At 72.7% G+C, this 25,567-nt stretch carries 23 protein-coding genes and 1 tRNA gene; 12 read left to right on the top strand and 12 right to left on the bottom strand.

The window, feature by feature from the left end; genetic code table 11:
• Positions 1–72 precede the first annotated feature (72 nt).
• Positions 73–1,542 carry an MFS transporter gene (locus DEJ43_RS32470; RefSeq protein WP_015037671.1) on the bottom strand — a complete coding sequence of 490 codons (1,470 nt, stop codon included), beginning with the start codon at positions 1,540–1,542 and terminating at the stop codon, positions 73–75.
• 159 nt (positions 1,543–1,701) lie between these two features.
• Here DEJ43_RS32470 and DEJ43_RS32465 point away from each other — a divergent pair, with 159 nt between their 5' ends.
• On the top strand, positions 1,702–2,349 hold the full coding sequence (locus DEJ43_RS32465) for a TetR/AcrR family transcriptional regulator (RefSeq protein ID WP_041663144.1): 648 nt from the start codon (positions 1,702–1,704) through the stop codon (positions 2,347–2,349).
• A 116-nt stretch (positions 2,350–2,465) separates the two neighbouring features.
• Positions 2,466–3,071 carry a dihydrofolate reductase family protein gene (locus DEJ43_RS32460; RefSeq protein WP_015037669.1) on the top strand — a complete coding sequence of 202 codons (606 nt, stop codon included), beginning with the start codon at positions 2,466–2,468 and terminating at the stop codon, positions 3,069–3,071.
• 181 nt (positions 3,072–3,252) lie between these two features.
• Here DEJ43_RS32460 and DEJ43_RS32455 read toward each other — a convergent pair whose 3' ends face one another.
• Positions 3,253–4,179, bottom strand: coding sequence for a LysR family transcriptional regulator (locus DEJ43_RS32455; RefSeq protein ID WP_015037668.1), 927 nt, complete (start codon positions 4,177–4,179; stop codon positions 3,253–3,255).
• Positions 4,180–4,321: 142 nt separating this feature from the next.
• Between DEJ43_RS32455 and DEJ43_RS32450 the strand changes: the two genes are divergently transcribed.
• On the top strand, positions 4,322–5,143 hold the full coding sequence (locus DEJ43_RS32450; protein ID WP_015037667.1) for a 3'(2'),5'-bisphosphate nucleotidase CysQ: 822 nt from the start codon (positions 4,322–4,324) through the stop codon (positions 5,141–5,143).
• A gap of 44 nt (positions 5,144–5,187) precedes the next feature.
• Positions 5,188–5,790, top strand: coding sequence for an NADPH-dependent F420 reductase (locus tag DEJ43_RS32445; RefSeq protein ID WP_015037666.1), 603 nt, complete (start codon positions 5,188–5,190; stop codon positions 5,788–5,790).
• Here the strand turns inward: DEJ43_RS32445 and DEJ43_RS32440 are convergent.
• On the bottom strand, positions 5,780–7,021 hold the full coding sequence (locus DEJ43_RS32440) for a serine/threonine-protein kinase (RefSeq protein ID WP_015037665.1): 1,242 nt from the start codon (positions 7,019–7,021) through the stop codon (positions 5,780–5,782). The two genes, DEJ43_RS32445 and DEJ43_RS32440, sit on opposite strands and share 11 nt — an antisense overlap.
• 331 nt (positions 7,022–7,352) lie before the next feature.
• Between DEJ43_RS32440 and DEJ43_RS32435 the strand changes: the two genes are divergently transcribed.
• The 5 genes from DEJ43_RS32435 to DEJ43_RS32415 all read left to right on the top strand — a co-directional run bounded on the left by DEJ43_RS32435 (position 7,353) and on the right by DEJ43_RS32415 (position 15,360).
• The gene (locus DEJ43_RS32435) at positions 7,353–8,201 is read left to right on the top strand and encodes an SDR family oxidoreductase (protein ID WP_341874299.1); all 849 of its coding nucleotides are present in this window, start codon (positions 7,353–7,355) and stop codon (positions 8,199–8,201) included.
• A gap of 252 nt (positions 8,202–8,453) precedes the next feature.
• On the top strand, positions 8,454–11,081 hold the full coding sequence (gene lanKC / locus DEJ43_RS32430; protein WP_015037663.1) for a class III lanthionine synthetase LanKC: 2,628 nt from the start codon (positions 8,454–8,456) through the stop codon (positions 11,079–11,081).
• Positions 11,082–11,125: 44 nt separating this feature from the next.
• Positions 11,126–11,254 (top strand): mycelium formation morphogenetic lantipeptide SapB, encoded by a 129-nt coding sequence (gene ramS, locus DEJ43_RS32425; protein ID WP_015037662.1) that lies wholly within the window; start codon positions 11,126–11,128, stop codon positions 11,252–11,254.
• 144 nt (positions 11,255–11,398) lie between these two features.
• Entirely contained in the window at positions 11,399–13,492 is a 2,094-nt protein-coding gene (locus DEJ43_RS32420; RefSeq protein WP_015037661.1) for an ABC transporter ATP-binding protein, read from the top strand.
• Between the two features lie 185 nt (positions 13,493–13,677).
• Complete coding sequence (locus DEJ43_RS32415) at positions 13,678–15,360, top strand: ATP-binding cassette domain-containing protein (protein ID WP_051025969.1); 1,683 nt, start codon at positions 13,678–13,680, stop codon at positions 15,358–15,360.
• A 34-nt stretch (positions 15,361–15,394) separates the two neighbouring features.
• Here the strand turns inward: DEJ43_RS32415 and DEJ43_RS32410 are convergent, their stop codons facing one another.
• The 4 genes from DEJ43_RS32410 to DEJ43_RS32395 all read right to left on the bottom strand — a co-directional run bounded on the left by DEJ43_RS32410 (position 15,395) and on the right by DEJ43_RS32395 (position 17,500).
• Entirely contained in the window at positions 15,395–16,009 is a 615-nt protein-coding gene (locus DEJ43_RS32410) for a helix-turn-helix transcriptional regulator (protein WP_015037659.1), read from the bottom strand.
• Between the two features lie 224 nt (positions 16,010–16,233).
• A complete protein-coding gene (locus DEJ43_RS32405; protein ID WP_015037658.1) occupies positions 16,234–16,428 on the bottom strand; it encodes a hypothetical protein in 195 nt (64 codons plus the stop codon).
• A gap of 154 nt (positions 16,429–16,582) precedes the next feature.
• Positions 16,583–17,146: a hypothetical protein gene (locus DEJ43_RS32400; protein ID WP_145953729.1), complete on the bottom strand. Its 564-nt coding sequence runs from the start codon at positions 17,144–17,146 to the stop codon at positions 16,583–16,585.
• A gap of 280 nt (positions 17,147–17,426) precedes the next feature.
• Positions 17,427–17,500, bottom strand: a tRNA-Pro gene (locus tag DEJ43_RS32395).
• Positions 17,501–18,102: 602 nt separating this feature from the next.
• Between DEJ43_RS32395 and DEJ43_RS32390 the strand changes: the two genes are divergently transcribed.
• Positions 18,103–19,341, top strand: a complete 1,239-nt coding sequence (locus tag DEJ43_RS32390) for an acyl-CoA dehydrogenase family protein (RefSeq protein ID WP_051025968.1) — start codon at positions 18,103–18,105, stop codon at positions 19,339–19,341.
• A 115-nt stretch (positions 19,342–19,456) separates the two neighbouring features.
• Here the strand turns inward: DEJ43_RS32390 and DEJ43_RS32385 are convergent, their stop codons facing one another.
• Genes DEJ43_RS32385 through DEJ43_RS32365 form a run of 5 tightly spaced genes read right to left on the bottom strand, consistent with a single transcriptional unit; the run spans position 19,457 to position 23,453 of the window.
• The gene (locus DEJ43_RS32385) at positions 19,457–20,029 is read right to left on the bottom strand and encodes a GAF domain-containing protein (RefSeq protein ID WP_015037655.1); all 573 of its coding nucleotides are present in this window, start codon (positions 20,027–20,029) and stop codon (positions 19,457–19,459) included.
• Positions 20,026–20,649 (bottom strand): GTP-binding protein, encoded by a 624-nt coding sequence (locus DEJ43_RS32380; RefSeq protein WP_015037654.1) that lies wholly within the window; start codon positions 20,647–20,649, stop codon positions 20,026–20,028. The genes DEJ43_RS32385 and DEJ43_RS32380 overlap by 4 nt, the downstream gene beginning before the upstream one ends.
• Entirely contained in the window at positions 20,627–20,998 is a 372-nt protein-coding gene (locus DEJ43_RS32375; protein ID WP_086024655.1) for a DUF742 domain-containing protein, read from the bottom strand. The genes DEJ43_RS32380 and DEJ43_RS32375 overlap by 23 nt, the downstream gene beginning before the upstream one ends.
• Positions 20,999–21,000: 2 nt before the next feature.
• Positions 21,001–21,435, bottom strand: coding sequence for a roadblock/LC7 domain-containing protein (locus DEJ43_RS32370; RefSeq protein ID WP_015037652.1), 435 nt, complete (start codon positions 21,433–21,435; stop codon positions 21,001–21,003).
• A gap of 5 nt (positions 21,436–21,440) precedes the next feature.
• A complete protein-coding gene (locus DEJ43_RS32365; RefSeq protein ID WP_015037651.1) occupies positions 21,441–23,453 on the bottom strand; it encodes an ATP-binding protein in 2,013 nt (670 codons plus the stop codon).
• Positions 23,454–24,361: 908 nt separating this feature from the next.
• On the opposite strand from DEJ43_RS32365, the gene DEJ43_RS32360 reads away from it, so the two are divergent.
• Both DEJ43_RS32360 and DEJ43_RS32355 read left to right on the top strand, forming a co-directional pair.
• A complete protein-coding gene (locus tag DEJ43_RS32360; protein ID WP_015037650.1) occupies positions 24,362–24,613 on the top strand; it encodes a hypothetical protein in 252 nt (83 codons plus the stop codon).
• Positions 24,614–24,749: 136 nt separating this feature from the next.
• Positions 24,750–25,556: a biotin/lipoyl-containing protein gene (locus tag DEJ43_RS32355; RefSeq protein ID WP_015037649.1), complete on the top strand. Its 807-nt coding sequence runs from the start codon at positions 24,750–24,752 to the stop codon at positions 25,554–25,556.
• Positions 25,557–25,567: the final 11 nt, after the last annotated feature.

Raw genomic sequence — 25,567 nt, 5'->3', positions numbered from 1 at the left:
TGCGGTGAAGCAGGCCCGCCCGGTCGGGCGCACGGCCGCGCACCCGGGGGCAGGCGGTGGTGGGTGGGGCTCTCAGGCCGTCTCCTCGACCGGGTGTTCCTCCACGGAGCGGGAATCGGTGAGGCTCAGTGCGCCGCCGGCGGCGATCAGGCCGACGACGACGGCGAGCAGGGCGTAGGTGATGCGCTCGCCGTGGAAGAAGGACGCGATGAGTTCGCCGCTCCAGGTGCCGGCCGGGAGCTGGGTGGTGACCAGCACGGCGATGAGGGTGCCGACGACGGCGGTGCCGACGCTGGAGCCGACTTCCTGGGCGGTGTCGTTGAGCGCGGCGCCGATGGAGGTGCGGTTGGCCGGCATGGCGTCGACGAGGGCGACCGCGCAGATCGTCATGACGGTGCGCAGTCCGATGGTCATGAGGACCATGCAGACGGCGATGACGGCGTAGCCGTGCTCGACGCCCCAGGCGAGCCCGGCGAGTGAGCCGGCGAGGAACCCGGCGCCCACCAGACAGGCGACGCGATGCCCGAAGCTCCGGGCGAGCCACTCGGACAGCGGGGTGGCCAGCAGCATGGTCGCGATGATCGGCAGGTTGGCGAGGCCGGCCCGCACGGGGCTCCAGCCGTAGGCGTACTGGAAGTGCAGGATCAGGCCGAACATGACGCTGGCCATGGCGATCGACGTGCCGATCTGCGCGAGGGCGGCGCCCCGGACGGTGCCGCGCGAGAAGAGCCGCAGATCGAGCATGGGCGTGGCCGTGCGGCGCTCGTGCCGGACGAACAGGAGAGCCGCGGCGAGGGCGCCGACGACGGACGCGAGGGTGATCGTGGAGAGCCAGCCGTGCTCGACGCCGCTGGTCAGGGAGTAGCAGGCGAGACCGATGGCAGCGACGCTCAGGACGGCGCCCGGCACGTCGAGGGAGTCCTTGGTGAGGTCCTGCGGGCGGTCGGCCGGCACGCCGAGCCGCACTCCGACGCAGGCGATGACCGCGATGGGGGCGTTGACGAGGAGCAGCCACTCCCAGGACACGTGCGCCAGCGCCGTACCGCCGAGCAGCGGGCCGAGGACGAATCCGGACATGCCGACGACGATCATCACGGTCATGGCGCGCATCCGGAGCGCCTTGTCGTCGAAGAGCCGGAAGACCAGGGAGTTCGTGATCGGCGCCATCGCCGCCGCGGCTATGCCGAGCCCCGCGCGCAAGGCGATGAGACCGCCTGCGGAATGGACGAGGAGCACGCCGAGGCTGAGCGTGCCGAAGATCCCGAGCCCGATCAGGAGCACGCGGCGGCGCCCGAACCGGTCCGCGATGGATCCGGCGGTGAGCAGCAGTCCGCCGAAGGTGAGCGAGTAGGCGCCCGTCACCCACTGGAGCGCGGTCGTGCCTCCGCCCAGGTCGCGGCCGATGGTGGGCAGCGCGATCGACAACAGGGTGTTGTCGACCATCTCGACGAAGAAGGCCAGGCAGAGCGCGGCCAGGGGGATCCACGCCGCGCGCAGCGACGGGTAGGTGCGGGGCGGGTTGGTGAGGGTGGCGGTGGTCATGGCGCACTCCTTTCGATCGAACGTGGTTCGAGTATCGAACGTTGTTCCATCCGGTACGATAGAACAGCGTTCGATCCGATGCAAAGAGAGTCCGCTCACCAGCGAGAGGTGCACGCCATGGCCCGCCAGGGGACGGGGCGCCGACGCGCCTCGCACTCGATGGAATCCGTCCTCGGCGAAGCGGTCGCCCTGCTCGACGAGGCAGGAGCCCCCGCCCTGACCTTCCGCGCCCTGGCCCAGCGCCTGGGCGGAGGCGTCGCCAGCATCTACTGGTACGTCGCGAACAAGGACGAACTCCTCGACCTCGCCACGGACCACGTCATGGCCGGCGTGCTCGCCGACCTCGACACGCTCCCGCCCACCCAGGACCCCATCGACGACCTGCGCGCCATGGCCCTCACGCTCTTCGACGCCGTCGTCCGCCGCCCCTGGCTCGGCGCCTACTTCATGCGCAACACCGACGTGCAGAGCAACTCCCTGCGCATCTACGAAATGCTCGGCCGCCAGACCCTGCGCCTGAACCTCACCGCCCGCCAGCGCTTCCACGCCGTCTCGGCCGTCATCGGCGTCGTCGTCGGCTCGGCCATCGACATGGGCCAGGAACCACCCCAGGAAGTCCTGGACGGCGCGGTGAACCGGGACGAGTTCCTCGGCCGTTTCGCTCAGGCATGGCGGGAACTCGCCCCCCAGGACTTCCCCTTCATCCACGAGATCGTCGACGAGTTCGACGGCCACGACGACACGGACCAGTTCCGCTCCGCCCTCGACCTCACCCTGGCGGGCCTCCGCCTCCAGGCGGGCCTCTGACCGCCCCCGTCTCCCCCGGCCGCCCGGGCCGTTTCCTCAGACCTCAGCGGCGCGTCCGACGAGTCCGGCGCTCCCGGTCGGTCCATGCTCGTGGCGGGCCAGGAAAGGACACCGCCATGTCGGAGCTTCTCGTCGACTTCATCACCTCCCTCGACGGCTGTGCGTCGGGAGACGGCTGGCCCGGGTTCTGGGGCCTCGAAGGCCCGGAGTACCTCGCGTGGCTGGGCGAGCAGCCCCAGGCCACCTATCTGATGGGGGCGAACACCTACCGCCTGATGTCGGGCTTCGCCGCGGGCACGGTCCCCTCGGGCCAGGACGAGTTCAGGCCCGAGGAGGAAGCATCCGTCGACGAGCTCACCCGAGCGCCCAAAGTGGTGTTCTCCTCCTCGCTCCAGGCGCCCCTGACCTGGGCCAACTCCACCCTCGTCCGCGACAGCGCCGTCGAGGCGGTCAGCGCCATGAAATCCAGGGGCACGGGCCTCCTCAGTACGATCGGCAGCCTCAGCCTGTCCCGCTCCCTCCTGCAGGCCGGACTCGTCGACCGCTTCCGCGTGGTCATGTTCCCGGTCATCACCGGCGCCACCGGTGAGGAACGCATCTACGACGGCTATCCCGACGTCGCTCTCGAGATGATCGGGCACCGCACCTTCGACAACAGCATCCAGCTCGTCGAGTACAAGCCGCGCGTGCTCGACCACCCGCCGCTCGCCGCCCCCGCATGACGTCGCCGGGCCCGTGCGGGCGGCGCCGTACGGAGCCGGGGTCAGCCGCCGACGCGCCCGGCCTGTACCTGGCGGCCTTCGTTGGTGACGACCACGACGGGAACCCGTGAGCACTCCGCCGGCCGCGATGACGGCCGACAGGAACAGCATGGACCAGAACGCCGACTGCCCGAAGAAGCGATCACAGCGGCCCTTGACTGCCACCTGGTGCGGCGATCGCGGCCAACGCCTCCCGCGCCAGCCCGCGCAGCCAGGCATGAGCGGTGTCGGTGTCGTAGCGCTGATGCCATGACAGGTGGACCTGGGCCAGGGGCAGTTCCAGCGGCAGCGGGAGTACGGCCAGGCCGAGGTCGGTGACCGCCGAGCGCGTGGTGGCTTCGGGAACGCTCAGCACCAGGTCGGAGTCGCGCGCGAACGCGAACGCGGCGGCTTCCGTGGGTGCGCTCGCCACGACGCGCCGGCTCAGCCCCAGCCCGGCGAGAGCCTCGTCCAGGGCGTTGTCCAGGTTTCCACGTCGCGAGACGATGACGTGCTCCGCCGCGGCGTAGCGCCGCGCGGTGAGGGTCTTGGCGCGAGTGAGGGCGTGGCCCTGCCTCACGACGGTGACCAGGCGCGTCTCGCCCGCCTTCACGGAGCGGACGTCGGGCGCACCCGGACGGTTGGCGTTCGCCTCCAGGTCCACCTCTCCGCGTCTCAACTCGTGCGATTCGAAGTTCGATTCGCCAATGAAGCGCAGTCGCACGCCGGGTGCCTGTGCGCGTACGGACGTGAGGAGGGCGGGTCCGCTCAGGGCGATCAGGGATTCGTGCCAGCGAAGCGTGAACGTGCGCTCCAGCGTCGCCAGGTCGAGTTCGCGGCTGGGTGCCAGTACCCCTTGGACCTGGTGCAGCAGCTCGTGCACCTGGGCCCGGACGGCGATCGCGTAGGGAGTCGGGGTCATCGTGCGACCGGTCCGCACCAGGATCTGGTCGCCGGTCGTGCGGCGGATACGGCCGAGGCTCCGGCTCATCGCGGGAGCGGTCACGTGCAGGCGTGCGGCGGCGCCGGCCACGCTGCCTTCCTCGAGGAGTGCGTCGAGCGCCGCGAGCAGGTTCAGATCCAGTTGCATGAGAGTCATCCTAGGCGTGCCTGACATGCAGTTGAAGTTAACTATGGGGCTCCCTACCGTTGAGGCACAGGCACCCGCGGACCGCCCGGCCCGGTCGACGCGGCACCCCGCCCCCATCCCCTTCGCCGTCAGGAGCTCCGCCATGTCCGCACCCCATCAGGCCTCTTCCGGTGGCCCCCTCTCCGACGCCGACCTGCTGGCCCGGACCGTGACCGCCGTACGCACGGCCGGCTCGGCACTGCGCGAGCGCTTCGGCGAGGTGGTCCGCCACGAGACCCGCGAGGAGCTGATGCGCGCCCTCGCCGCCAACGACGACACGGTCCTCTCCACCCTGCGCCCCCGTCTCAGGGCCCTGCGCCCGCACGCCGGCTGGGTGGAGGACGAACTCGACGGCGGAGCACTGCCGTCCGGCGAATGGTGGGTCGTGGACCCGGCCGAAGGCAATGTCAACCATCTGCACGCCCTTCCCGACTGGGCGGTGACCGCCACCCTGGTACGCGAGAACCGGCCCGTGCTGACGGTCGTCCACGTGCCGTTGACGGGCGAGACCTACACCGCTCTCGCCGGAGGAGGCGCCCACCTCGACGGCCGGCCGCTGCACGTCTCCCGGACGGCGGAGCTCGGGCTGAGCATCGTCGCCACCAGCCAGGCCCGGCCGGACGAGGACGAGGAGGTCGTACGCCGCACAGGCGCTTCGATCACCGCCATGCTCCTCGACGCCCTCGTCGTACGGACCGCCGTGCCCGCGACCCTGCACCTGGCGAACGTCGCCGCCGGCCGGCTCGACGTCTTCTGGCAGTACGCCGGAGCCCGCGCGGACCTGCTGCCCGGCGCCCTGCTCGTCCAGGAGGCCGGCGGCCGGGTCACCGATGCCGGGGGCCGCCCCTGGACCACGCGGAGCACCAGCTTCCTGGCCGCCGCACCCGGCGTACACGCCCACGCCGCCGCGGCGCTCGCCCGCTGACCCCGACGAAGAGCAGCGAAAACACCAGAAGGAGTCGAACCGCCATGTCCACGTACGAGATCGCAGTTCTGGGAAACGGCCGCGTCGGCGGCAGCCTGGCCACCGCCCTGACCCGAGCCGGGCACCGGGTCACCACGGCGGACCGCACGCCGGGCGCCGCCGCCTCGGCCGCCCGCACCGCCCGGATCGTCATCAACGCCACGCCCGGCGCCGGCTCTCCGCAACGCCTCGGCGCGCTGCGGGAGGAACTGCGGGGCAAGATCCTCGTCGATGTCTCCAACGCCACCACCGACGGCCCCGACGGGCTCCCCGCCGGCCTGCTCCACCCCGGCTCCAGCCTCGCCGAACTGCTCCAGGAAGCGCTCCCCGAAACGCACGTCGTCAAGACGCTCAACACCATGCTCTACCCCGTGATGACCGCGCCGGCCACCCTCACCCACCCGCCCACCGCGTTCCTCTCCGGAGAGAACCCCCAGGCCAAGCAGACCGTCCGCGAGATCCTCACCGACCTCGGCTGGAAGAACGAGTGGATCACCGACCTGGGCGGAATCCGGACCGCCCGCGCCACGGAGGCCGCGATCCTCTTCGTCCCCCACGTGATCCGCTCCCGCGGATTCGAGCCCTTCGCGATCTCCCTCAGCCGGTGACCCGCGACTCCGCGGGCGGTGCGGCGCGCTCGGGTCGGTCGGCCGTCATCGCCTGCGCAGCGTCCGGTACCTGTTGGGCGGTCACTCGGGAGGACGGCGGGTCCGCGACGACGCTCCGGCCCCCGACGGGGGCGGCGCCGATGGAGCCCGTCAGCGTGACGCCGAGGGCGGCCAGCGCGGCGCTCTTGGCGAGCAGCCACCCCGGGCGGTGGAGCGCCCTGGGCGCCGGCTCCGCCTTCGTCTGCGCGTGCCGCCGGCTCGGGAGCGTGCCGGGCGAGCGACGGACTCCGGACGGGCGCGCGGGAGTTCCGGGCGCCGTCACCGGCTGTGCGGCGTGCCGGGCGTCGCACGCGTCGGGGATCGGCAGCGCGGCCAGTACCTGCTGGCAGGTGCGGGCGTCCGGACGGCGGGAGGGCTCGTGCGCCGTCATGGCCCTCAACAGTTCGCCGAGGCCCGGGGGGAGTCCGTCGGGCAGCCGCGGCGGGCGGTGCAGCCGGGCGAGCGCCGCCTCCAGGGGCCGGCCGTCGTACTCCCGTTCGCCCTTGAGGGATTCCAGGAGCACGAGTCCGAGGCTGTAGACGTCGGCCCGCGGCCCCGTGGTCAGGCCGAGTGCCTGCTCCGGTGCCATGTAGCAGGCCGTCCCTATGAGGGTGTCCTCGCCGTCGGTGGCCGGGGCGGCGGCCGCGCCGCTCGCGGCGTCGGGCACCGCCGCGGGGGCGTCGGTGGCGGCGAAGCGGCGGGAGATCCCGAAGTCCGTCAGGCGCGGGGCACCGGTCGGGTCCAGGAGGATGTTCGACGGCTTGACATCGCGGTGCACTATTCCTGTTCCGTGCACATGGGCGAGCGCGGAGGACAGCGCGACCCCCATGCGACGGGTCTCGGTCACCGAGAGCGCGGAGCGGGCGAGGCGCCGGCGCAGGGTCGTCCCCCTGACGAGTTCCATCACCAGGAAGGGGCGCCCTTCGTCGCGACCGGAGTCGAAGAGGGTCACCAGACCGGGATGCCGCAGCTGGGCCAGGAGACGCCCCTCGTTGTCGGAGTGTTCCTCCGTCCTGGCGTCGCCACCGCGGAAGACCTTCACCGCGACGTGCCTGCGCAGCCGGAGGTCCACGGCTTCGTAGACGTCGGCCGCTCCCCCTCTCCCCAGCAGGCCGTCGAGCCGGTACCGGCCGGCGACCGCGTGAGCCGTCAGCCCGGAGTCGGGGTGGACGCGCCACGGACGGACCTGCATGTCGGTGCTCCCTGTCTTCCGTTGCCGCCTTCTGCCGTGCGGCCGCCGAGTGGGGACCTCCGGATACGGCTGCCCCGGATGCCCCGGGACATCCCTGCGCCTTTCGCGCGTGCGGCCGGCGGGGGCGGCCGGCCGCGCTCGTGCGGTGTCGGGGAGCCGGCACCGATGCGCCTGTCCGTGCGTCCGCGCGCCCCCGCGTGAGGGATGGGCGTGGCCGGATCTCGCCTCCACGATGAAGCGCGTCCCGTCCCGTCCGGCGTGGTCGGGACGGTGCGCGTCCGGCGGCGCGAGAGGGCAGGACCGTTCACGCGTCACCACTTCGGCGATCCGTATGGGGGAATCCATGGGCAGGCGCTGGTTGATCACGGGGTGCTCTTCGGGCCTCGGAAGGGCACTGGCCGACGCGGCGGCTCGGGCGGGGCACGACATCGTGGTCACCGCCCGCAAGACCGCGGACCTGGAGGACCTCGCCGCCGCCTGGCCCGGACGAATCGTCCCGGTCCCGCTGGAACTGCGGGACCCGGCCTCATGCCAGGAGGCCGTCCGGACGGCCGTCGACCGTGTCGGAGGTATAGACATCCTCGTCAACAACGCCGGCGTCGGTCTGTTCGGCGCGGTGGAGGAGGTCTCCGACGCCGAGCTCCGGGACCAGTTGGAGATACTGGTCGTCGGGCCCTGGAGACTCACGCGGCTCGCACTGCCGTTGATGCGGGCCCAGGGGCACGGCCACATCGTCAACGTCTCGTCCGTCGTCGGCCGGATGGCCTTCCCGGGTCTCGGCGCGTACGTGGCCGCGAAGCACGCGTTGGAGGGCATGAGCGAGGCGCTCGCGGTGGAGGCGGCCCCGCACGGCATCCGTGTCACGGTCGTCGAACCCGGTATGTTCGCCACCCGCTACGGCACCGCCATGACGGAAGCCGCCCACCGGGTCCCCGCCTACGACGTGACCAACCGCGAGATGCTCGAAGGCGCGCGCGGGCTCGCCGACAGCCCCGGCACCGGGCGTCCCGACGACTTCGCCGTACGGGTCCTGGCGATCGTCGACACCGAGGGCCCCACGCCCCTGCGCATCCCGGTCGGCGCCGACGCGTACGGCTATCTGGACGTCGCGGAACAGGCTGCCCGCGAGGAGTACGCCGCGGCGCGGGCTCTGGTCGACGGGCCACCGCCCGCCGTCTGACGGACGGGCCTCGCCGCCCGACGGACGCACCGGGCCATCGGGCCGCCCGGCCACCGGGCCACCGGGCCACCGGGCCACCGGGCCACCGGGCCACCGGACAAGGGGAGTTGAGCCGGTCGTCCCGGCCCGGAGGCATCCGCGGGGCTGTTGTTACCTGTGCGTTCCGCATGGGTGGAAGGTGACAGCGGCGACTTCCTGGGCCCTCGGGTGACGTGACAGCGTCGTGTCCGTCACCGACCGAGGGAGTGCGCAGTGAACAAGGGGTACGCGGTGTTCTGCGACGCCGACCGTCACTTCTACGACGCGCCGCACCGTCTGGTCTTCGCCGAGGGAGCCGGCGGCTCCCTCTACCGGGCGGCCACCCTCCCCGTACCCGAGGGATGGACGTCCCACCGCAGGGGCGACTGGCTCGCCCTGCGCCCCCTGGACCTGTCGCTCCCTTCGCAGGGCTGGAAGATCCACGTCTCGGCCTGTCTCGACAACGCGGAGGCGATCCTCGCCACGGTCCGCGCGTACTGTCTGGAACACGGCGTGGCCTTCAAGTTCGTCCCCAGCCGCTATCTGCTGCACCAGCGCAACGCCAAGTACGCGGACCGCTCGGCGAGCGGCAAGTTCATCACCGTGTATCCGGCCGACGACGAGCAGTGCGAGCGCGTGGCCACCGATCTGGCGGAGCTGCTGGAGGGCCGGCCGGGGCCGTACATTCTCAGCGATCTGCGCTGGGGCCGGGGCCCCGTGCACCTGCGGTACGGCAGCTTCACCCTCCGCCACTGCTACGACGAGCACGGGGAGCTGCGGGCGGCCGTCGAGGACGGGTCCGGCACGCTCGTACCCGACCGGCGCGACCCCGTCTTCCACGTGCCCGACTGGGTGACTCCCCCCGCCTTCCTGCGTCCGCACCTGGAGGCCAGGGCCTCGGTGACCGTCCAGGACATGCCGTACGACATCGAGAAGGCCCTGCACTTCTCCAACGGCGGCGGCGTGTACGAGGCCCGGGACCGGCGGACCGGGCGGCGGGTCGTCCTGAAGGAGGCGCGGCCGTACGCCGGCCTCGCCGCCGACGGCGCGGACGCCGTGACGAGGCTGCACCGCGAACGCGAAGCCCTGGAACGGCTCTCGGGGCTCGCCTGCACGCCGGAGGTCCTCGGCGGCTTCACGGTGGGCGACCACCACTTCCTGGCCCTGGAGTTCGTGGACGGCAAGCCGCTCAACACCTTCTTCGCGCGGAGGCATCCGCTGATGGAGGCCGCTCCGTCGGCGGAGCGGCTCGCCGAGTACACGGAGTGGGCGCTGCGCATCCACCGGCTCGTCGAGCGGGCCGTGGCCGCGGTGCACGAGCGCGGGATCGTCTTCAACGACCTGCATCTGTTCAACATCATGGTGTCCGAGGACGAGTCCTCGGTGACGCTGCTGGACTTCGAGGCGGCCCGGCCCGCCGCGGAGGGCGGTCGCCAGACCGTCGCCAACCCGGCGTTCGTGGCCCCCGCCGACCGGCGGGGCGTCGATGTGGACCGGTACGCCCTCGCGTGCCTCCGGATCGCGCTGTTCATCCCGCTCACCAGCCTGCTGGCGGTGGACCGGGGCAAGGCCGCGCACCTGGCGGAGACCGCGGCGGCGCGCTTCCCGCTGCCGCCCGGTTTTCTGGACGAGGCGGTTCGGGAGATCACCCGCGACCCGGCCGGCGGCCGGCCCGGCGGGAGCTCGCGGGCGCCCGACCGTGCGGAGGGCCGCTCCCGGTTCCTGCCCGCGGAGCCGGGCGACTGGCCGAACAGCCGTGACTCCATGGTGGCCGCGATCCTGGCCTCGGCGACGCCCGAGAGGGAGGATCGTTTCTTCCCCGGGGACATCGCGCAGTTCGCCACGGCCGGCGGGGGCATGACCGTCGGACACGGCACCGCCGGAGTGCTCCACGCCCTGCACGAGAGCGGTGCACCCCGATGTCCGGAGGCCGAGGACAGACTCCTGCAGCACGCCAAACAACCCGACTCCGGCACACCACTCGGCTTCTACGACGGGCTCGCCGGTGTCGCCTGGACCCTCGAACGGCTCGGGCACCCGGCCGCCGCCCTCGAACTGGCCTCACTCGTCGCCGAACAGGACCACGAGGCCCTCGCCCCCGACCTGTACGGAGGGACGGCCGGCGTCGGCCTCGCCCTGGACGCCCTGGCCGTCGCCACCGGTGAAAGCGGCCTCCACACCGCGGCCCTGCGCTGCGCCGAGCTGTCCGCCCGACCGCTCCGGGCGCCCGCCCGACCGGCGGGAGCGGCAGGCAAGGCGCGCACGGGACTCCTGCACGGCTCCGCCGGACGTGCCCTCCTGTTCATACGGCTCTACGAGCGCACCGGGGACACCGCCCTCCTCGACCTCGCCGCCGAGGCACTCCACGACGACCTGAGCCGCTGCGTCCGCGGCGCCTCCGGGACCCTGCAGGTCGACGAGGGCTGGCGCACCATGCCGTACCTCGGCGCGGGCAGCGTGGGCATCGGCATGGTGATCGACGACTACCTGCTCCACCGGCGCGACGACGACCTGGACCGGGCGCGCCAAGAGATCGTGCGGGCGGCGCAGGCCACCTTCTACGCCCAGCCCGGTCTCTTCCGGGGCGTCGCGGGGATGGTGCTCCACCTCGCCCGTACGAACGTCGGCGGTCCCGGTACGACACCGGAGGACGTACGTCGCCAGGTCGGCTGCCTGAGCTGGCACGCCATGGCCTACCAGGGCCGTCTCGCCTTCCCCGGCGAGCAGATGATGCGCCTGTCCATGGACCTCTCCACGGGCACGGCGGGCGTCCTGCTCGCCCTTGCCTCGGCCCTGGGCGACCGCCCGGCCCACCTGCCCTTCCTTCCGCCGCTTCCGCGGCCCCACGAACCGGCCCCGTGACGGGGTCGTCCCGCACCACCCGTCCCCTACGAAAGGAAACGATCATGAACCTCTTCGACCTTCAGTCGCTGGAGACCCCCAAGGACGAGGCCATCGGCGACGTCGAGACCGGCAGCCGCGCGAGCCTCCTGCTCTGCGGTGACAGCAGCCTCAGCGTCACCACCTGTAACTGAGCCGATCCGGCTTCCCGCACGGCGCCCCGAGCGCCGGTGAGGAGTCACGGGCCCCGGGAGCGCTGCTCCCGGGGCCCCGGCCGTCCGGGCCGGCACCGGCGGCCCGGCGCAACGTCGCTCCCGGAGGGGAAGAGAGGGGGTCGGATGGCCTCGCCGACCGGTTCCGACCGGCTGCTCCGCGGCGCCGTACGGCACACGGCGGGAACCACCGCCGCGCTGCTGCTCTGCTCGGTCGCCGGGGCGGCCTGCTCGCTCGCCGTACCCGCGCTCGCCGGCGAAACACTGGACCTGCTGCTGCGTCACCGGCCCGGGGCGGAGACGTGGCTGCTGTGGACCGGCGTACTCCTTGCGGCCGAAGTGCTCCTGGAGACCTGCTCGGTACTTCTGACCCAGATCGCCAACTCCCGCGCCACCGCCTGGATCCGGCTGCGCGCCCTGGGCGGCCTCCTCGGCACCGCGCCCCACCGGGCAGCACCCCACACGGGCGGCGACGTCGCCGCCCGGCTCTGCGTCAACGCCACCGACAGCGGCACGGCCCCGGCGGCTCTGGCGACGTCCGTGTCCGCCGTGCTCGTACCGATCGGCGCACTCGTGGCCCTGGCCCTCATACACCTCTGGACCGCCGCCGTCTTCGTGGCCGGTCTGCCCCTGCTCCTGCTCCTGCTGCGCGCGTTCGCCACCCAGTCCTCCGACTCGGTCGGCCACTACCAGCGGGCCCAGGGTGCCGTCGCCGCCCGGCTGGCCGAGGCGCTGGGCGGCGCCCGTACCATCGCCGCCGCCGACACGGCACGGCACGAGGAGGAGCGCGTCCTCGCCCCGCTGCCGGAGATGACGAAGCACGGCACCCGCATGTGGCTCGTCCACGGCCGCGCCGTGGCCCGCAGCGGTGTCCTGCTGCCCCTGCTCACCACGGCCGTCGTCGCGGTCGCGGGGATCGCTCTCGCCGCGGGCGAGGTCAGCGTGGGCGGTCTGCTCGCCGCCTCGCGGTACGCGGCGCTCGCCGCCGGCATCGGAGGCATCGCGGCACCGCTCGGCACCCTGGTCCGGGCCCGCAGCGCGGGACGCCGCACCGCCGAACTCGCCGATCTGGCGCCGATGCCGCACGGCTCCGCGGTCCTGCCGGCCGACGCGCCCGGGGACCTGCGGCTGCGGGGGGTGCGGGTGACGCGCGGCGGCGTCCCCCTGCTCACGGACGTGACGCTCTCGATCGCCGGCGGATCGACGGTCGCCGTCGTGGGCCGCTCCGGAGCGGGCAAGTCGACCCTGGCCGCCGTCGCGGGCCGGCTGACCGACCCCGACGCCGGGAGTGTCCTCCTGGACGGCGTCGACCTGACGGAACTCTCCCGCGCGGAGCTGCGCGGGGCGACCGCGTACGCCTTCGCGCGTCCCCTCTTCGACGGCGGGGCCACCCCCACGATCGGCGCCGCGTTGGCCGCCGGGACCGGGCCCGCCCGGGGCCCGGCCGGCCCGGCCGGCGTCCGTGACGCCGCGGCGGCGGCCTGCGCCGACACCTTCGTCCGACTGCTGCCGCTGGGCTACGACACCCCGGTGGACGACGCCCCGCTCTCCGGCGGGGAGGCCCAACGCCTGGGTCTGGCGCGGGCGTTCATGAGCCGAGGCCGTCTGATGATCCTCGACGACGCGACGTCGAGCCTCGACACGGCCACCGAACGTCAGGTGGAGGCCGCCCTCGCCACGCCGTCACGGGCGTGCACCAGGCTGATCGTGGCCCACCGGGTGTCCACGGCCGCCCGGGCGGACCAGGTCGTCTGGATGGAGGGGGGCCGCGTGCGGAGGTGCGGACCGCACAGCCTGCTGTGGGAGGAACCGGAGTACCGCGCGGTGTTCACCGCGGAGGCCGGACCTGCTGACGCCCCGCGCCGGTCCACCGAGGCGGACGCCGCGCGCCGGTCGGCCGGAACGCACGCCACGCGGCCGGCGACCGCGGCGGACACCTCGCGACCGTCGACCGCGGCGGACGCCACACGACCGGCGACCGGGGCGGGCGCCACGCGACCCTCGACCGAAGCAGTTGCCACGCGGCCGGCGACCGGAGCGGACGCCACACGACCGCCAACCGGGGCGAGCGCCACGCGACCGGCGACCGAAGCAGATGCCACGCGGCCGGCGACCGGAGCCGACGCCACACGACCGGCGACCGGAGCGGACGCTCCCCCGGAGATCGTCGGCTCCGGCGCTCCGGCGTCGGCCGTCCCGGGGACGGGAGCGGGCGAGTGACGCCCCCTCCGCGCCCGGGGCGGGAGAGGAAACCGACAGCGCCGAGGGCGACGGACCGTCCGGCGCCGGAGGTCACCGCCCCGAGGACGGCCCCGGCCCGGGGTGTCCCCCCTCCGGGACCGGCGGCCTCCTCCCCCGAGGCGGAGTCGGCCCGGCGCGTCACCGCCTTCCTCCGGTCACTCCTCGTGCGCCGCAAGGGCGTCCTGGCGAAACTGGCGGCGTGGTCGGCCGCCGAATCCGCGCAGACGTTCCTCGGCGGCTACTGCGTGGCCCGCTCCCTCGACGACGGATTTCTGAAAGGCACGCCCTCGACCGGCCTCCTCTGGCTGGCGGGGGCCGCCGTGGCCATCCTCCTCGGCGCTCCCGTCGTCCGGGGCGTCTTCGCCCAGCTGCCCCCCCTCACGGAACCGCTGCGCGACGAACTCGTACGCGGGTCGGTGGTACGCGCCCTGCGCACCGCCACGACCACGGGCGGGCGCGCGGACACGACCGCGGTGTCCCGGCTGACGAGTCAGACCGAGATCGCCCGAGACAGCTTCGCCGGACTGGTGCTGGCCACCCGCTCCTTCGTCTTCGTGGCCGTCGGGGCCCTCGCCGGACTGCTGTCGCTCGCGCCGCAGTTCCTCCTCGTCGTGCTTCCGCCCCTGGTCCTTGGCCTCGCCCTGTTCACGGTCTCCCTGCGGCCCATGGCGCGGGCCCAGCACCGGTACCTCGACGCGGACGAGGCCGTCGGGCGGCGTGCCGAGATCACCCGCTCCGCCCTGCGGGACACGGTGGCCTGCGGTGCCCAGGAGGCGACCGCCGCGCAGAACCGCCGTGCCGTCGACGAGGCGGCCGCCGCCCAACGCGCCCTGGCCCGCTGGGCGTCCGTCCGTACGTTCGCGGTGGCGACGGCCGGACAGCTGCCGGTCCTCCTGCTGCTCGTCGCCACACCGTGGCTGCTCCGCCAGGGCGTCACGGCCGGTGCCGTGGTGGGTGCCCTCACCTACGTCCTCCAGTCGCTGCTCCCCGCCCTGCACACCCTGATGACCGTCCTGGGCGCCGCGGGCGCGCGGCTCTTCGTCGTCCTCGACCGGCTCACCCGACCGCTGCCCCCGGGCCCTTCCCCCGCCGACGCCCCGCCCGGCCCGCGCCGTACGGGCCGGGCGGCCACGGCGCTGGAGCTGCGCCACGTACGCGCGTCGTACGGCCCCTGGGCACGCCCCGTCCTCGACGCGCTGGAACTCACCGTCGAGCAAGGGGAACACATCGCTGTGGTCGGCCCGAGCGGCATCGGCAAGTCGACCCTGCTGCACGTCGCGGCGGGCATGCTCACCCCCGATCAGGGCGAGGTACGGCTCTTCGGCCACGCCGTCGCCGCCTGCTCGCGCCCGGAGCTCACCGCCCTGCGCGTGCTGACTCCCCAGGAGGCGTACGTCTTCACGGGCACCCTGCGGGACAACCTGCGGTACCTGCGGCCCGGCGCCGATCCGTCCGCCGTCGACCGGACCGTGGACGCGCTCGCCCTGGAATCCCTCGTCGACCGGGTGGGCGGGCTCGACCGTACGCTGACGCCCGACGCCCTGTCCCTCGGCGAACGCCAGCTGATCGCGCTGGGACGCGCCCATCTGGCCCCCGCCCCCCTGCTGCTGCTCGACGAGGCGACCTGCCACCTGGACCCCGTCGCCGAGGCCACGGCCGAGCGGGCGCTGAGTGCGCGGCCAGGAACCCTGGTCGTGGTCGCCCACCGGTTGTCCTCGGCACTCCGGGCCGACAGGATCCTCGTCCTCGACGGCACCCGGGCCCAGTACGGAACGCACGAGGAACTGCTCGCGCGTTCCGCTCTCTACCGCGATCTGGTGGGGCACTGGAGCCAGGTCCGAGGGTGAGCCGGCCCTGCCCGCCAGGGCCGCGGGGCGGTGCTCAGGTCCACCCGGCGCCCTGGGCGATGCGGATGGCGTCCACGCGGTTCCGGGCGCCTACCTTGCGGATGACGCTCGCCATGTAGTTGCGGACGGTGCCCTTGGTCAGGAACAGCGTCGCGGCGATCTCGGCGACCGGCGCTCCGTCGGCGGCCAGCGAGAGAACGCTCAGCTCACGCCGGGTCAGGGGCATCTCCGCGGCCTGGAGGAACCCGAGCGCGAGCGTGTCGTCGATGAACCGCTCCCCGTTGGCCAGACGGTGCACGGCCTCGAGTAATCGATCCTTCGGGGCGTTCTGGTCGACGAAGCCGGCCGCGCCGGCGGCATGGGCCCGTCGCAGTACCCCCGGCCGCTGCCCGGGGACGAGGGCCAGCAGGACCGGACGGACCCGCGCGCCCTCCCCCGAGCCCGGTGCGGCAGCGGCCACGAGCCGCTTCTCCGAGGGCGGCAGACACTCGGCGTCCGCCACGTACACGTCGGGTTCGGACTCCCCCGCCGCCGGGCCGTGCGGCCATCTGGACAGCGAGGAGACCACCGTGACCCCGCCCGACCTCAGCAGTTCGACCAACGCGGTCCGCAGGAGCTGCGCCTCGTAGACCACCGTCACTCGTATCATTCCCACCCCTTCGGTCCTCCGTCGTGCCAGGGGTGCACGACGCGAGCAGCCACCCCCACCCCTCTGCCCTTGCAACACCGGGCGGAACACAGCACCGGGTGCACGGGGGGCGCACGCCGGAGCGCGTCGGCCGGATCCGGTTCGTCGCTCCGACGGCGACGCAGGCCGACGGCGTGTGACGCCGACCGCGTCGGACCAGGAATGTCCAGATCGAACCGCCCGGATCAGGAACGGGACCAGGGCCGGCGTCCGTTGCTGTGGCGAGTCCGGCCGGCGCCGATGCCCGCAACGTGCAGGGCCAGGGCCGTGAGTCCGAGCAGCATGACGTTCGCCGAGGTGAACACGTCGTTGGTGCCGATGTCCGCGGCGTTGATCAGGAACGAGATGAAGAACAGTACGGCGGCTACTATGCCGAGCATCGCGGGACTCCTTCCAAGAGGTGCTGTCCGTGTGCCCGCGCACTACTGCTGCACACATGTGCGACCACTGGCCGGGGTCGACTCTCCCGGTCCCTGCCGAGTGGACTCGCGTACGGAGATGGCCCCCAGCTCCGGAAGTGGTCGGCCGCCCGGCTCACGGAGCAAGGGCGAAGTAGCCGAAGGTGCCCTTCGCCGCGAAGAACAGCCCGCCGTCGCCGGCGGCGGCCAGCGCGTCCAGGCGCCGCCCTGGGAGGGAACACCCCTCCACGGTCCGGCCGTCGGGCCCCACCTTCCGGAGGCCGCCGTTGGCATCCCCCACCAGGAGCGCGTCGACGTACGGCAGCGGGTCGGTGACCATCTTGCGATCCGCCTCGACCGACCACAGCGCGGTCCCGTCGGCGGGATCCACCGCGAGCAGCCCCCGGCCTGACCGCAGCATCCAGACCGCCCCGTGGACGTGGCCGACGGCTCCGAACGGATCGTAGGAGCCGAGCCGGGCGGGCTCGTCCTCGCCGATCCCGAGGGTCACCAGCGCCGAGCCTTCGCAGACCGCCACCACCCGCTCCGCACCGACCGGGACGAACGCCTTCGCGTCGGGTCCCGCGAGCGGGCCCGGCAGCCGCCACCGCGCCAAGTCGCTCCCGTCGACCGGGTCAAGGAGAACCGCCTCCTGCCCGCTGCCGGTCAGCACCCCGCCGCCCCATGCGAGGGTCCGCACGGACGTCACCGCCGATCAGCCGGGTACGCCTCTCGTGCAGGACGACACAGTCCGGCCCCACGACGAAACCGGACGCACCGCCCCGCTGGTGCAGTTGCCGCTCCCAGAGCACCGTGGCGATCATCGCGCCATCCCACCACAGACGACCTGCCCCGACAGCGGTGTCCCTGGGCCAGGTCGGCAGGGGAACGAGGGGCGAGCGGCCCCGTCGGTCCCCGAAAACGATCAGGGGCCGTTTCAGATTGCTCTGAAACGGCCCCTGATCAACGACTCTTTCGAGTCGGGACGACAGGATTTGAACCTGCGACCCCTTGACCCCCAGTCAAGTGCGCTACCAAGCTGCGCCACGTCCCGGTGCCCGTCTGACCTGGGGTTTCCCCTGGCTGGACGCGCATGAGAACAATACCGCACTTTCCCTGGTGGTCACGAACCCTTTCCCGGCGGTCACCGGGGGCGGTGCGGGGGCGGGTTGCGACGGTGAGCCGCCGGGCGCCGGCCGGAGCAGGACGATCACTCTCCGTAACGGGTCGCTCGCTCCGGCGTCCCTCCCGTCGGGGGCGCACCACCGGGGCGCGGGCGGGGCGTGGAGGTGGGTCGCCTGGCGGGAAGTGGAGCGTCGGACTTCCGAAATGTCGGGGCTTCGGGGTGGACGGCGCTCATGTGGTGGAGCGGGCGCTCTCATGGCCATATGCCCACTCGCTCGGCGCCGACGGCGAGTGGCAGAAAGACGCCTAAGCGGAATGGGGCTCCAAACAAGCGGAGCAGGTCAATCCTGCCCGAAACACAGTCGCGTTCGCTCGTCAACCGCTCGGGTTTCAGACAAAAACGGTGGCGATATTGATCCCTCCCGGAAAGATCAACACCATGAAGTGGTCGGCCTGTTCGGGACGGGGCCACTGCCGATGCACCACCTGACCGGACAACCGATCAGGCGTTTCGCAGGAGAGGTACTCCGGATGGACGGCTACTTCAGCAGTCGACTGCATCATCAGCTCAGGGAGACGGTCCGCGAGTTCACCGAGCGTGAGGTCCGGCCACGGATAGCCGAGATGGAGGCGTCCCGCACGGTCCACCACGAACTGTCCCGGCTGATAGCGGAGCAGGGCTGGCTGGGGGCGACGATCAGCCAGGAGTACGGCGGTATGGGCGCCGGCCACCTGGCCAAGACGATCATCATCGAGGAGCTGTCCAGGGTCAGCGGCGCCATGGGCGCCATGGTTCAGGCCTCGCAGCTGGGCACCGCCAAGATCGTGCACTTCGGCAGCGACGAGCAGCGCAAGACCTGGCTCCCGGCCATCGCCGCCGGCGAGTGCCTGCCGACCATCGCGGTCACCGAGCCGGAGTCCGGCGGCCACGTCCTCGGCATGAGCGCCACCGCCGTGCGTGACGGCGACGACTACATCCTCAACGGCAGCAAGGTCTACGTCGGCAACAGCCACGTCGGCGATCTGCACGGCGTCGTCGTCAGAACCGGTCCCGGCTCGAAGGGCCTCACCGCATTCCTGGTCGAATCCGATCGTCCAGGTTTCAGGACCGGTCCTCAACGACCGTCCATGGGGCTCCACGGCTTCAGCTTCGGCGAGCTGATCTTCGAGAACTGCCGGGTCCCGGCCGCCAACCGCCTCGGCGACGAGGGCGACGGCCTCTCCGTCGCGTACTCCTCCAGCGTGCTCTACGGCCGGGCCAACCTCACCGCCGTCTCGCTCGGCATCCACCAGGCGATCCTGGAGGAGACCACCCGCTTCGCCTCCGAGCGCATCCGCTACGGCAAGCCCCTCCACGACCTCCCCACGGTCAAGCTGAAGCTGGGCCAGATGCAGTCCCGGCTCATGACCGCCCGGCTCGCCGCGTACCACGCCGTGCACCTGCTCGACCAGGGGCTCTCCTGCGACGCCGAGCTGATGAACGCGAAACTCGTGAACGTCGAGTCGGCCATCGACTCCGGCCGCAACGCGATGGAGATCCACGCCGCCGCCGGTCTCTTCACCGACCGCCCCATCGAGCGCTACCTCAGGGACGCGCACCACATCTTCGCGCCGGCCGGCACCTCCGACGTCCAGCTCCTGCGCCTGGCCGAGGTCGCCCTCGGCCAGGACAAGGGCAGCTGGTCGGAACGGCTGTCCGAGGTCGTCCGCACGCCGGAGCTGGAAGCGGAGACGACACTCGAGTCGGAGCTGGAGCCCGTGCACGCCTGATCACTGAGCCTCCCGGCCGCACCAGAGCCCCCACAGCCCCACCCCGACGCACCAGAGCCCCGGCGCGGTCTCGCCGCGCCGGGGCTCTCGGGTGTGCTCCGTTCTCGACCGGCCGTCAGAACCTGCCGTCCTCACGGCGGTTGATCTGCTCCATCAGCTCGGCCGCCAGCGCCTTGATCGTCTCCAGGCCGGCGCGCCCCCACGGCCGTACGTCCGTGTCGACGACGCAGATCGTGCCGAGCGCCACGCCCGAGCGGTCGATCAGCGGCGCCCCCATGTAGGAGCGGATGCCGATCTCGTCCACGACCGGGTTTCCCGCGAAGCGCGGGTAGTCGCAGACGTCCTCCAGGACGAGCGCCTTGCGGCGTACCACCACGTGCGGGCAGTAGCCGTGGTCGCGGGCCATGTAGCGGCCGACGCCCCCGGTTCCGGCGGCGGCCGCGCCGAGGTCGCTGCCCGAGTGGGTGCCCTCCGGGGTGTGCAGCCCCGCGAAGAACTGCTGGTTCTCGTCGATGAAGTTCACCATCGAGAACGGGGCGCCGGTCACGTCGGCGAGACGGTGGGCGAACTCGTCGAACGCCGGCTCCGGCCGCTCCCCGAGGCCGAGTTCGCGCAGCCGCTGCACTCGGGCGGGCGCGTCCTTGTCGACGGGGGTCAGCAGGAGGTGACCGGTCGGGTCGTACGTCATGGCGTGGCTCCGTAGCTCGGCACGGCGGCCGGGATGGTGGTGAGCAGGTGCTGGACGAGCGTCAGCAGGGTGCGGATGCCGGAGCTGGAGATCCGGGCGTCGCAGGTGACGACGGGGACCTCCGGCTTGAGGTCGAGCGCGGCCCGGACCTCGTCGGGCTCGTAGCGGAACGAGCCGTCGAACTCGTTGACCGCCACGACGAACCGGATGCCCCGCCGCTCGAAGAAGTCCACGGCGGAGAAGCAGTCCTGGAGCCTGCGGGTGTCGGCGAGGACGACCGCCCCGAGCGCGCCCTCGGAGAGTTCGTCCCACATGAACCAGAAGCGCTCCTGGCCGGGGGTGCCGAAGAGGTAGAGCACGTGGCGGTCGTCGAGCGTGATGCGGCCGAAGTCCATGGCGACGGTGGTCGTCGACTTGGACTCCACGCCCTCCAGGCTGTCCGTGGCCGCGCTGACCGAGGTCAGCAGCTCTTCGGTGCTCAGTGGTTCGATCTCGCTGACCGCACCCACGAGGGTCGTCTTGCCCACGCCGAATCCGCCCGCCACCAGGATCTTGAGCGCGGTGGGGAAGGGGTCGGTCGCGAAACTGTCGTGGCGCTCAGAGCCGCTGTCGTAGGCCATCGAGCACTGCCTCCAGCAAGGAACGGTCGGTTGGGTTGGCGTGGAACCGGGGGGCGCGCGCGGTGAGCGCCCCGCAGTCCACGAGGTCGGAGAGCAGGACCTTGGTGACCACGGCCGGGAGCCGTAAGTGCGCCGCGATCTCGGCCACCGACGTGGGCCCGTCGCACAGCCCGAGGGCCAGGCTGTGTTCGGGGCCCAGATGGGCCTGGGGTGACGAGCCGGTCGCCATCACCATGGACAGCAGGTCCAGGGCGGTGGTCGGCTGGGTCCGGCCACCGCTGACGGTGTACGGACGGATCAGCCGGCCGGCCGCGTCGTCGAGCCAGGGCCCTTCCTGAGGAGGCGTCACGTTCACTGTCCGAGGCCACCCACCACACCGGCTGCCTGCCGGGCGGGGGTGACCAGGTACGGCCGGACGCTCTTGACGAGCATCGCCATCTCGTACCCGAGGACCGCGGCGTCCGCCTCGCGTCCGGCGAGCACCGCGAGGCAGGTGCCGGAGCCGGCGGTGGAGACGAACAGGAGGGTGGAGTCGAGCTCGACGACCACCTGGCGCACCTCACCGCCGTCGCCGAACCGGGCGCCCGCGCTGCGGCCGAGCGAGTACAGGCCGGAGGCGAGGGCGGCCATGTGGTCGGCGGCGTCGGGGTCGAGGCCGTGGACGGATTTGACGAGGCCGTCGGAGGAGAGCAGAACCGCGTTGCGGGTGTACGGGACCCGCTGGACCAGTCCGCTCAGCAGCCAGTCGAGGTCCGAGGAATGGCCGGGGGGCACATTGCTCGCCATGGTGTCTACTCCTTGTGCGCGTCGCCTGGACGCAGCGATTCATGGGGGGCGGGCTGGGACTCGGCGAGACCGATGCCGCGCTGGAACGCGGCCATCAAGCCGGGGTCGTGCAGGGCGTGCTCCTCGGGCTTGCGGGCCACGGGCTCGTCGCGCAGCTGCGGGACGATGTGCTCCTGGGCGCGCCGCTTGGGGAGCACGGGCCGGCCGTTGTCCTCGGGCGCCGGGGGGAGCGGCGACAGGTAGGAGGCCGGCGGGACCGTGTGCTCGGCAGCGGCCGGCCGGACCGGTGCCGAGGTGTGGCGACCGGAGTCCGGGTATCCGTCCGGGCGTTCGGTCGTACGGGGGTGGGTGTGCGGGCCGGGGGCGGAGGTCTCCTCGTGGCGGACGGGGGTCCGCTCGGGGGACGCCACGGGCTGCGGTACGGGTGCGGGGGCGGCCTGCGTGTTCGCCGCGACCGGCGCGCTCATGCCCGCCGGCGCGCTCATGGCCGCCTGCGTGTTCATCGCGACCGGCACGGGCACGGGCGCCTGGGGGTGGGCGGCGGGTGCCGGAGTCGCGTGGGGCGCCGCGTGGGGCGCCGGTGCGGGGGCCTGGGCCGGGGTGTGCAGGGGGGTCGTGCCCCCCGGCGCGGGCTGGGACGGCGCGGGCTGGGACGGCGGGTGCGCCGGCGTCCGCGTCGTCGGCTGGGGCTGCATCTGCACCTGGTTCGGCGGGACCGCGGCCGAGCCGGCCGTCGCGGCGGTCTGGCGCTCGTGCTGGGCGAGGCCCTCGGGGTCGGCGCCGAGGAGGCCCTGCGGCAGGACGAGGACGGCCTGGACTCCGCCGTAGATGTTGGACTGGAGGCGTACGGCGATTCCGTGGCGGCGGGCGAGGGCCGAGACGACGAAGAGTCCGATGCGGCCGTCCTGGAGCAGGTGCGCGACGTTCACCTGGTCGGGGTCGGCGAGCAGGGCGTTCATCTTGTTCTGCTCGGTGACGGGCATGCCGAGCCCGCGGTCCTCGACCTCGATGGCGAGTCCGGCCGTGACGTACTGGGCGCGGAGCAGCACCGTGGTGTGCGGTGCGGAGAACAGCGTGGCGTTCTCGACGAGTTCGGCGAGGAGGTGGATGACGTCGGCCACGGCATGGCCCCGGAGCGTACCGTCGATCGGCGGGACGAGCTTGACGCGCGGGTACTGCTCGACCTCGGCGATCGAGGAGCGCAGCACCTCGGTCATGGTGACCGGGTTCGACCACTGGCGGCGGGCGATGGCGCCGCCGAGCACGGCGAGGTTCTCGGCGTGACGGCGGATGCGGGTGGCCAGGTGGTCGACGTGGAAGAGGCCCTTGAGCAGCTCCGGGTCCTCGACCTCGTTCTCCAGTTCGTCCAGGAGCTGGATCTCTCGGTGCACCAGGGACTGGAGGCGCCGGGCGAGGTTGACGAAGACCTCGACCTTCTGTTCGTTGCCGACGCTGCTGGAGAGCTGGGACGCCTGCACGACGGCCGCGACGGCGGCCTCGTGGGAGCGGGTCAGCTCCTGGGAGAGCAGGTCGAACTCGTCGCCGGACGCGGAGCCGGCCGGCAGTGCGGGCCGGGGCGGGACCGCCTCCCCCTTGCGCAACTGTTCGACGACCGTGAGCAGTTCGTTCTGGCCCCGGGCGGTCGTGCGGCGCAGGGCGTTGCACCGGTCGACGACCGCCTTGGCGGCCCGGTCCGCACCGAGCGCGGCGGCCGTCACGGAGGCGACCGTGAGGGCGGCGGCGCCGGTGAGCGCGGCCCAGAGGCCGGGCGTGGGGGTGGCTCCGGTGGAGCGGAGGGTGAAGAGGACGGCGGCGGCGCCGCCCAGTGCGACCGCGACGGCGGGAAGTACGGAGGTGCGCAGGAGCTGGGGCCGTATCCGCGCTTCCGTCGGGTGCGGGGCGGCGGCCGGGGTGGGGGGTTTGCTGCTGGTACCGGGGGCGGGGCGGGCGCCTGACCGGCCGTGCCGCCCGCCCTCGCGTCGATCGGACCGCGAGGCGGGTGCGCGAAGTTGAGACATGAGTGTCCTTGGTACGTACGTGCCCAGGAATCGGCGTACTGCGGGGGTTGCTTCGGCGTACTACGGGGGTGGTTCACGCGGTGGACGACATGGTTGTGATGAGCCTATCGATGATCATCAACCACACACTGTAGTCGTCAACCGTTCATGTGCGGTGCGCAGTTGGCAAACTTACCCGTAGAGCGGCCTCCTCTGGTATCGCCTCTCGGACGACCGGCCGAGAAGGTCTGGCCGAAAGTCGACGGCGACGCTCCGGAACGGTGTCCGGCGGACCCGGAACGAACGCCGGCGGACGGGGGCGGGCGGGAGCGGAAGAGCACGGAGAGGCGGCCCCGCCGCCGCCCCCTGCGGAAATCCGTTCCGACCGGAATCATCCGGAGGGGTGCGGACCGCCCGATCCGTCCCCGATGTCGGGGGACTCGTACCGCCGTCGGTGTGCCGCCGCCGCCACCCGTGCCGGGTCCGCCGGACGCCCGTCCGGCCCCCCCGGCCGCGCCGCCGTCCACAGCTCCGTCCGCGTTCGCGCGCGCATCCACGCCGGACCGGCGGGTGAGCAGGGAGTGACCGTCGGTGAGGGGCGCACCACCCCCGGAACCTGCACAACGTGCATGGGTTGAGGACCGCGCCCTTCACGATTCCTCGACCGGAAGGGGACGGACCCAGTCCCGCTCGTCCCGTTCTCGCCCCTTGTGTCCCCCACGCGTACGGACCCCCCGGATTCTGTTACTCGTTCCTGCGGAGAACGTGTCGGCATTCCGTGAACATGGCGTCACGGACGTGACCCGAGGTCCACAACCGCCCCCGGAGAATCGTCAACCGAATTGGTTCGCTAGCCCGTTCGCGTGCTTTGATCAGCCCGCTGCGGCCGCAGAAAAGGATTCCCCCCAAACAAATGAAGGGTGCGCATCATGCATCACGACCTTGAGACGGTTGAGATCTCCGACGCCGACCTGGACGCCGTGTCCGGCGGTCTCGTCTCGATCTCCGGCGGCCTCGCCGGCGCCGTGACCGGCGACGTCACCGGCCTGCTCGGCACCGTCGGTTCCCTCCAGACGGTCCAGGGCGTCGAGGGCCTCGTGGGCGGCGTTCCCGGCCTCGCCCAGGGCATCACCGGCGTCTCGGTGAACACCGCCGGCATCACCGGTCTCGCCGGTCTCTGAGCCGCATTCGGTCGGTGAACCCCGGGATCCCCACGGTCCCGGGGTTCACCGGCACCCCCGCATCGCCAAACCGTCTCACGCCCGTATCCCGTAATCCCCGAATCCGAACGATTCGAATGCAGTCGAGGGAATAGCCGTGCAGTTCCGCCAGAAGGCGCTTTCCAAGCTGCAATCTCCCGAAGAACTCGACGTCCCGGTGCGCTTCGCGCGCCCGCAGGGGCGCCTCGTGCTCGCCGTGACCGTCGTCGTCATCGCCCTGGCGGGCTACTGGGCGCTCACCGGCACCGTCGAGTCCAAGCTGAGCGCGCCCGGCGTCCTCACCCACGCCGAGGGCAGCTATCTGCTGCAGAGCCCGGTCGCCGGACAGGTCACCGAGGTGCTCGTCGAGGAGGGCCGGGCCGTCCCCTCCGGTACGCCGGTGCTGACCGTCCGTACGGACAAGGGCGACCGGCCCGTGCGCGCGGTGGCCGGCGGCCGGGTGACCACCCTCTTCGCCAGGACGGGCGCGGTCGTCACGACCGGCGCGGACGTGGCGACGGTGGAACGCGTGACCGACCCGAAGGCCCCGTTGGTGGCCATGCTGTACCTCCCCGCCGACAGCGCGTCGGCGATCCAGGTGGGGGCCCGCGTCGACCTCGGCGTCCCCTCCGCCCCCCGCGACCGGTTCGGCGTCCTGCGCGGCCGCGTCGAGGCCGTGAGCCGCACCCCCCAGACCCGGGAGCGGATCGGCGCCTTCCTCGGCGACAGCGGACTCGCCGACCGGTTCGCCGGGCAGGGCAATCCGGTCGCGGTGCTCGTACGGCTCGACCGCTCCCCCGGCACCGCCTCCGGCTACGCCTGGTCCTCCGCCGACGGACCCCCGCACCCGCTCGACTCCGGCACACCCGTCACCGGCGCCGTCCACCTCGCCGCGCAGCGCCCCGTCGACTGGCTGCTGCCGTGACCGCGCCGCCG

Origin of the sequence: Streptomyces venezuelae ATCC 10712, from assembly GCF_008639165.1 — a bacterium.
In the GTDB taxonomy this organism is placed as follows: Bacteria; Actinomycetota; Actinomycetes; order Streptomycetales; family Streptomycetaceae; genus Streptomyces; species Streptomyces venezuelae.
This window is presented reverse-complemented; position numbering and strand designations above follow the sequence as displayed.

Excerpts from the sequence above, each read along its gene's own strand:
- DEJ43_RS32470 (WP_015037671.1), bottom strand. The coding sequence starts at position 1,542 with ATGACCACCGCCACCCTCACCAACCCGCCCCGCACCTACCCGTCGCTG.
- DEJ43_RS32465 (WP_041663144.1), top strand. The coding sequence starts at position 1,702 with ATGGAATCCGTCCTCGGCGAAGCGGTCGCCCTGCTCGACGAGGCAGGA.
- DEJ43_RS32460 (WP_015037669.1), top strand. The coding sequence starts at position 2,466 with ATGTCGGAGCTTCTCGTCGACTTCATCACCTCCCTCGACGGCTGTGCG.
- DEJ43_RS32455 (WP_015037668.1), bottom strand. The coding sequence starts at position 4,179 with ATGCAACTGGATCTGAACCTGCTCGCGGCGCTCGACGCACTCCTCGAG.
- DEJ43_RS32450 (WP_015037667.1), top strand. The coding sequence starts at position 4,322 with ATGTCCGCACCCCATCAGGCCTCTTCCGGTGGCCCCCTCTCCGACGCC.
- DEJ43_RS32445 (WP_015037666.1), top strand. The coding sequence starts at position 5,188 with ATGTCCACGTACGAGATCGCAGTTCTGGGAAACGGCCGCGTCGGCGGC.
- DEJ43_RS32440 (WP_015037665.1), bottom strand. The coding sequence starts at position 7,021 with ATGCAGGTCCGTCCGTGGCGCGTCCACCCCGACTCCGGGCTGACGGCT.
- DEJ43_RS32435 (WP_341874299.1), top strand. The coding sequence starts at position 7,353 with ATGGGGGAATCCATGGGCAGGCGCTGGTTGATCACGGGGTGCTCTTCG.
- ramS (WP_015037662.1), top strand. The coding sequence starts at position 11,126 with ATGAACCTCTTCGACCTTCAGTCGCTGGAGACCCCCAAGGACGAGGCC.
- DEJ43_RS32420 (WP_015037661.1), top strand. The coding sequence starts at position 11,399 with ATGGCCTCGCCGACCGGTTCCGACCGGCTGCTCCGCGGCGCCGTACGG.
- DEJ43_RS32410 (WP_015037659.1), bottom strand. The coding sequence starts at position 16,009 with ATGATACGAGTGACGGTGGTCTACGAGGCGCAGCTCCTGCGGACCGCG.
- DEJ43_RS32405 (WP_015037658.1), bottom strand. The coding sequence starts at position 16,428 with ATGCTCGGCATAGTAGCCGCCGTACTGTTCTTCATCTCGTTCCTGATC.
- DEJ43_RS32390 (WP_051025968.1), top strand. The coding sequence starts at position 18,103 with ATGGACGGCTACTTCAGCAGTCGACTGCATCATCAGCTCAGGGAGACG.
- DEJ43_RS32385 (WP_015037655.1), bottom strand. The coding sequence starts at position 20,029 with ATGACGTACGACCCGACCGGTCACCTCCTGCTGACCCCCGTCGACAAG.
- DEJ43_RS32380 (WP_015037654.1), bottom strand. The coding sequence starts at position 20,649 with ATGGCCTACGACAGCGGCTCTGAGCGCCACGACAGTTTCGCGACCGAC.
- DEJ43_RS32370 (WP_015037652.1), bottom strand. The coding sequence starts at position 21,435 with ATGGCGAGCAATGTGCCCCCCGGCCATTCCTCGGACCTCGACTGGCTG.
- DEJ43_RS32365 (WP_015037651.1), bottom strand. The coding sequence starts at position 23,453 with ATGTCTCAACTTCGCGCACCCGCCTCGCGGTCCGATCGACGCGAGGGC.
- DEJ43_RS32360 (WP_015037650.1), top strand. The coding sequence starts at position 24,362 with ATGCATCACGACCTTGAGACGGTTGAGATCTCCGACGCCGACCTGGAC.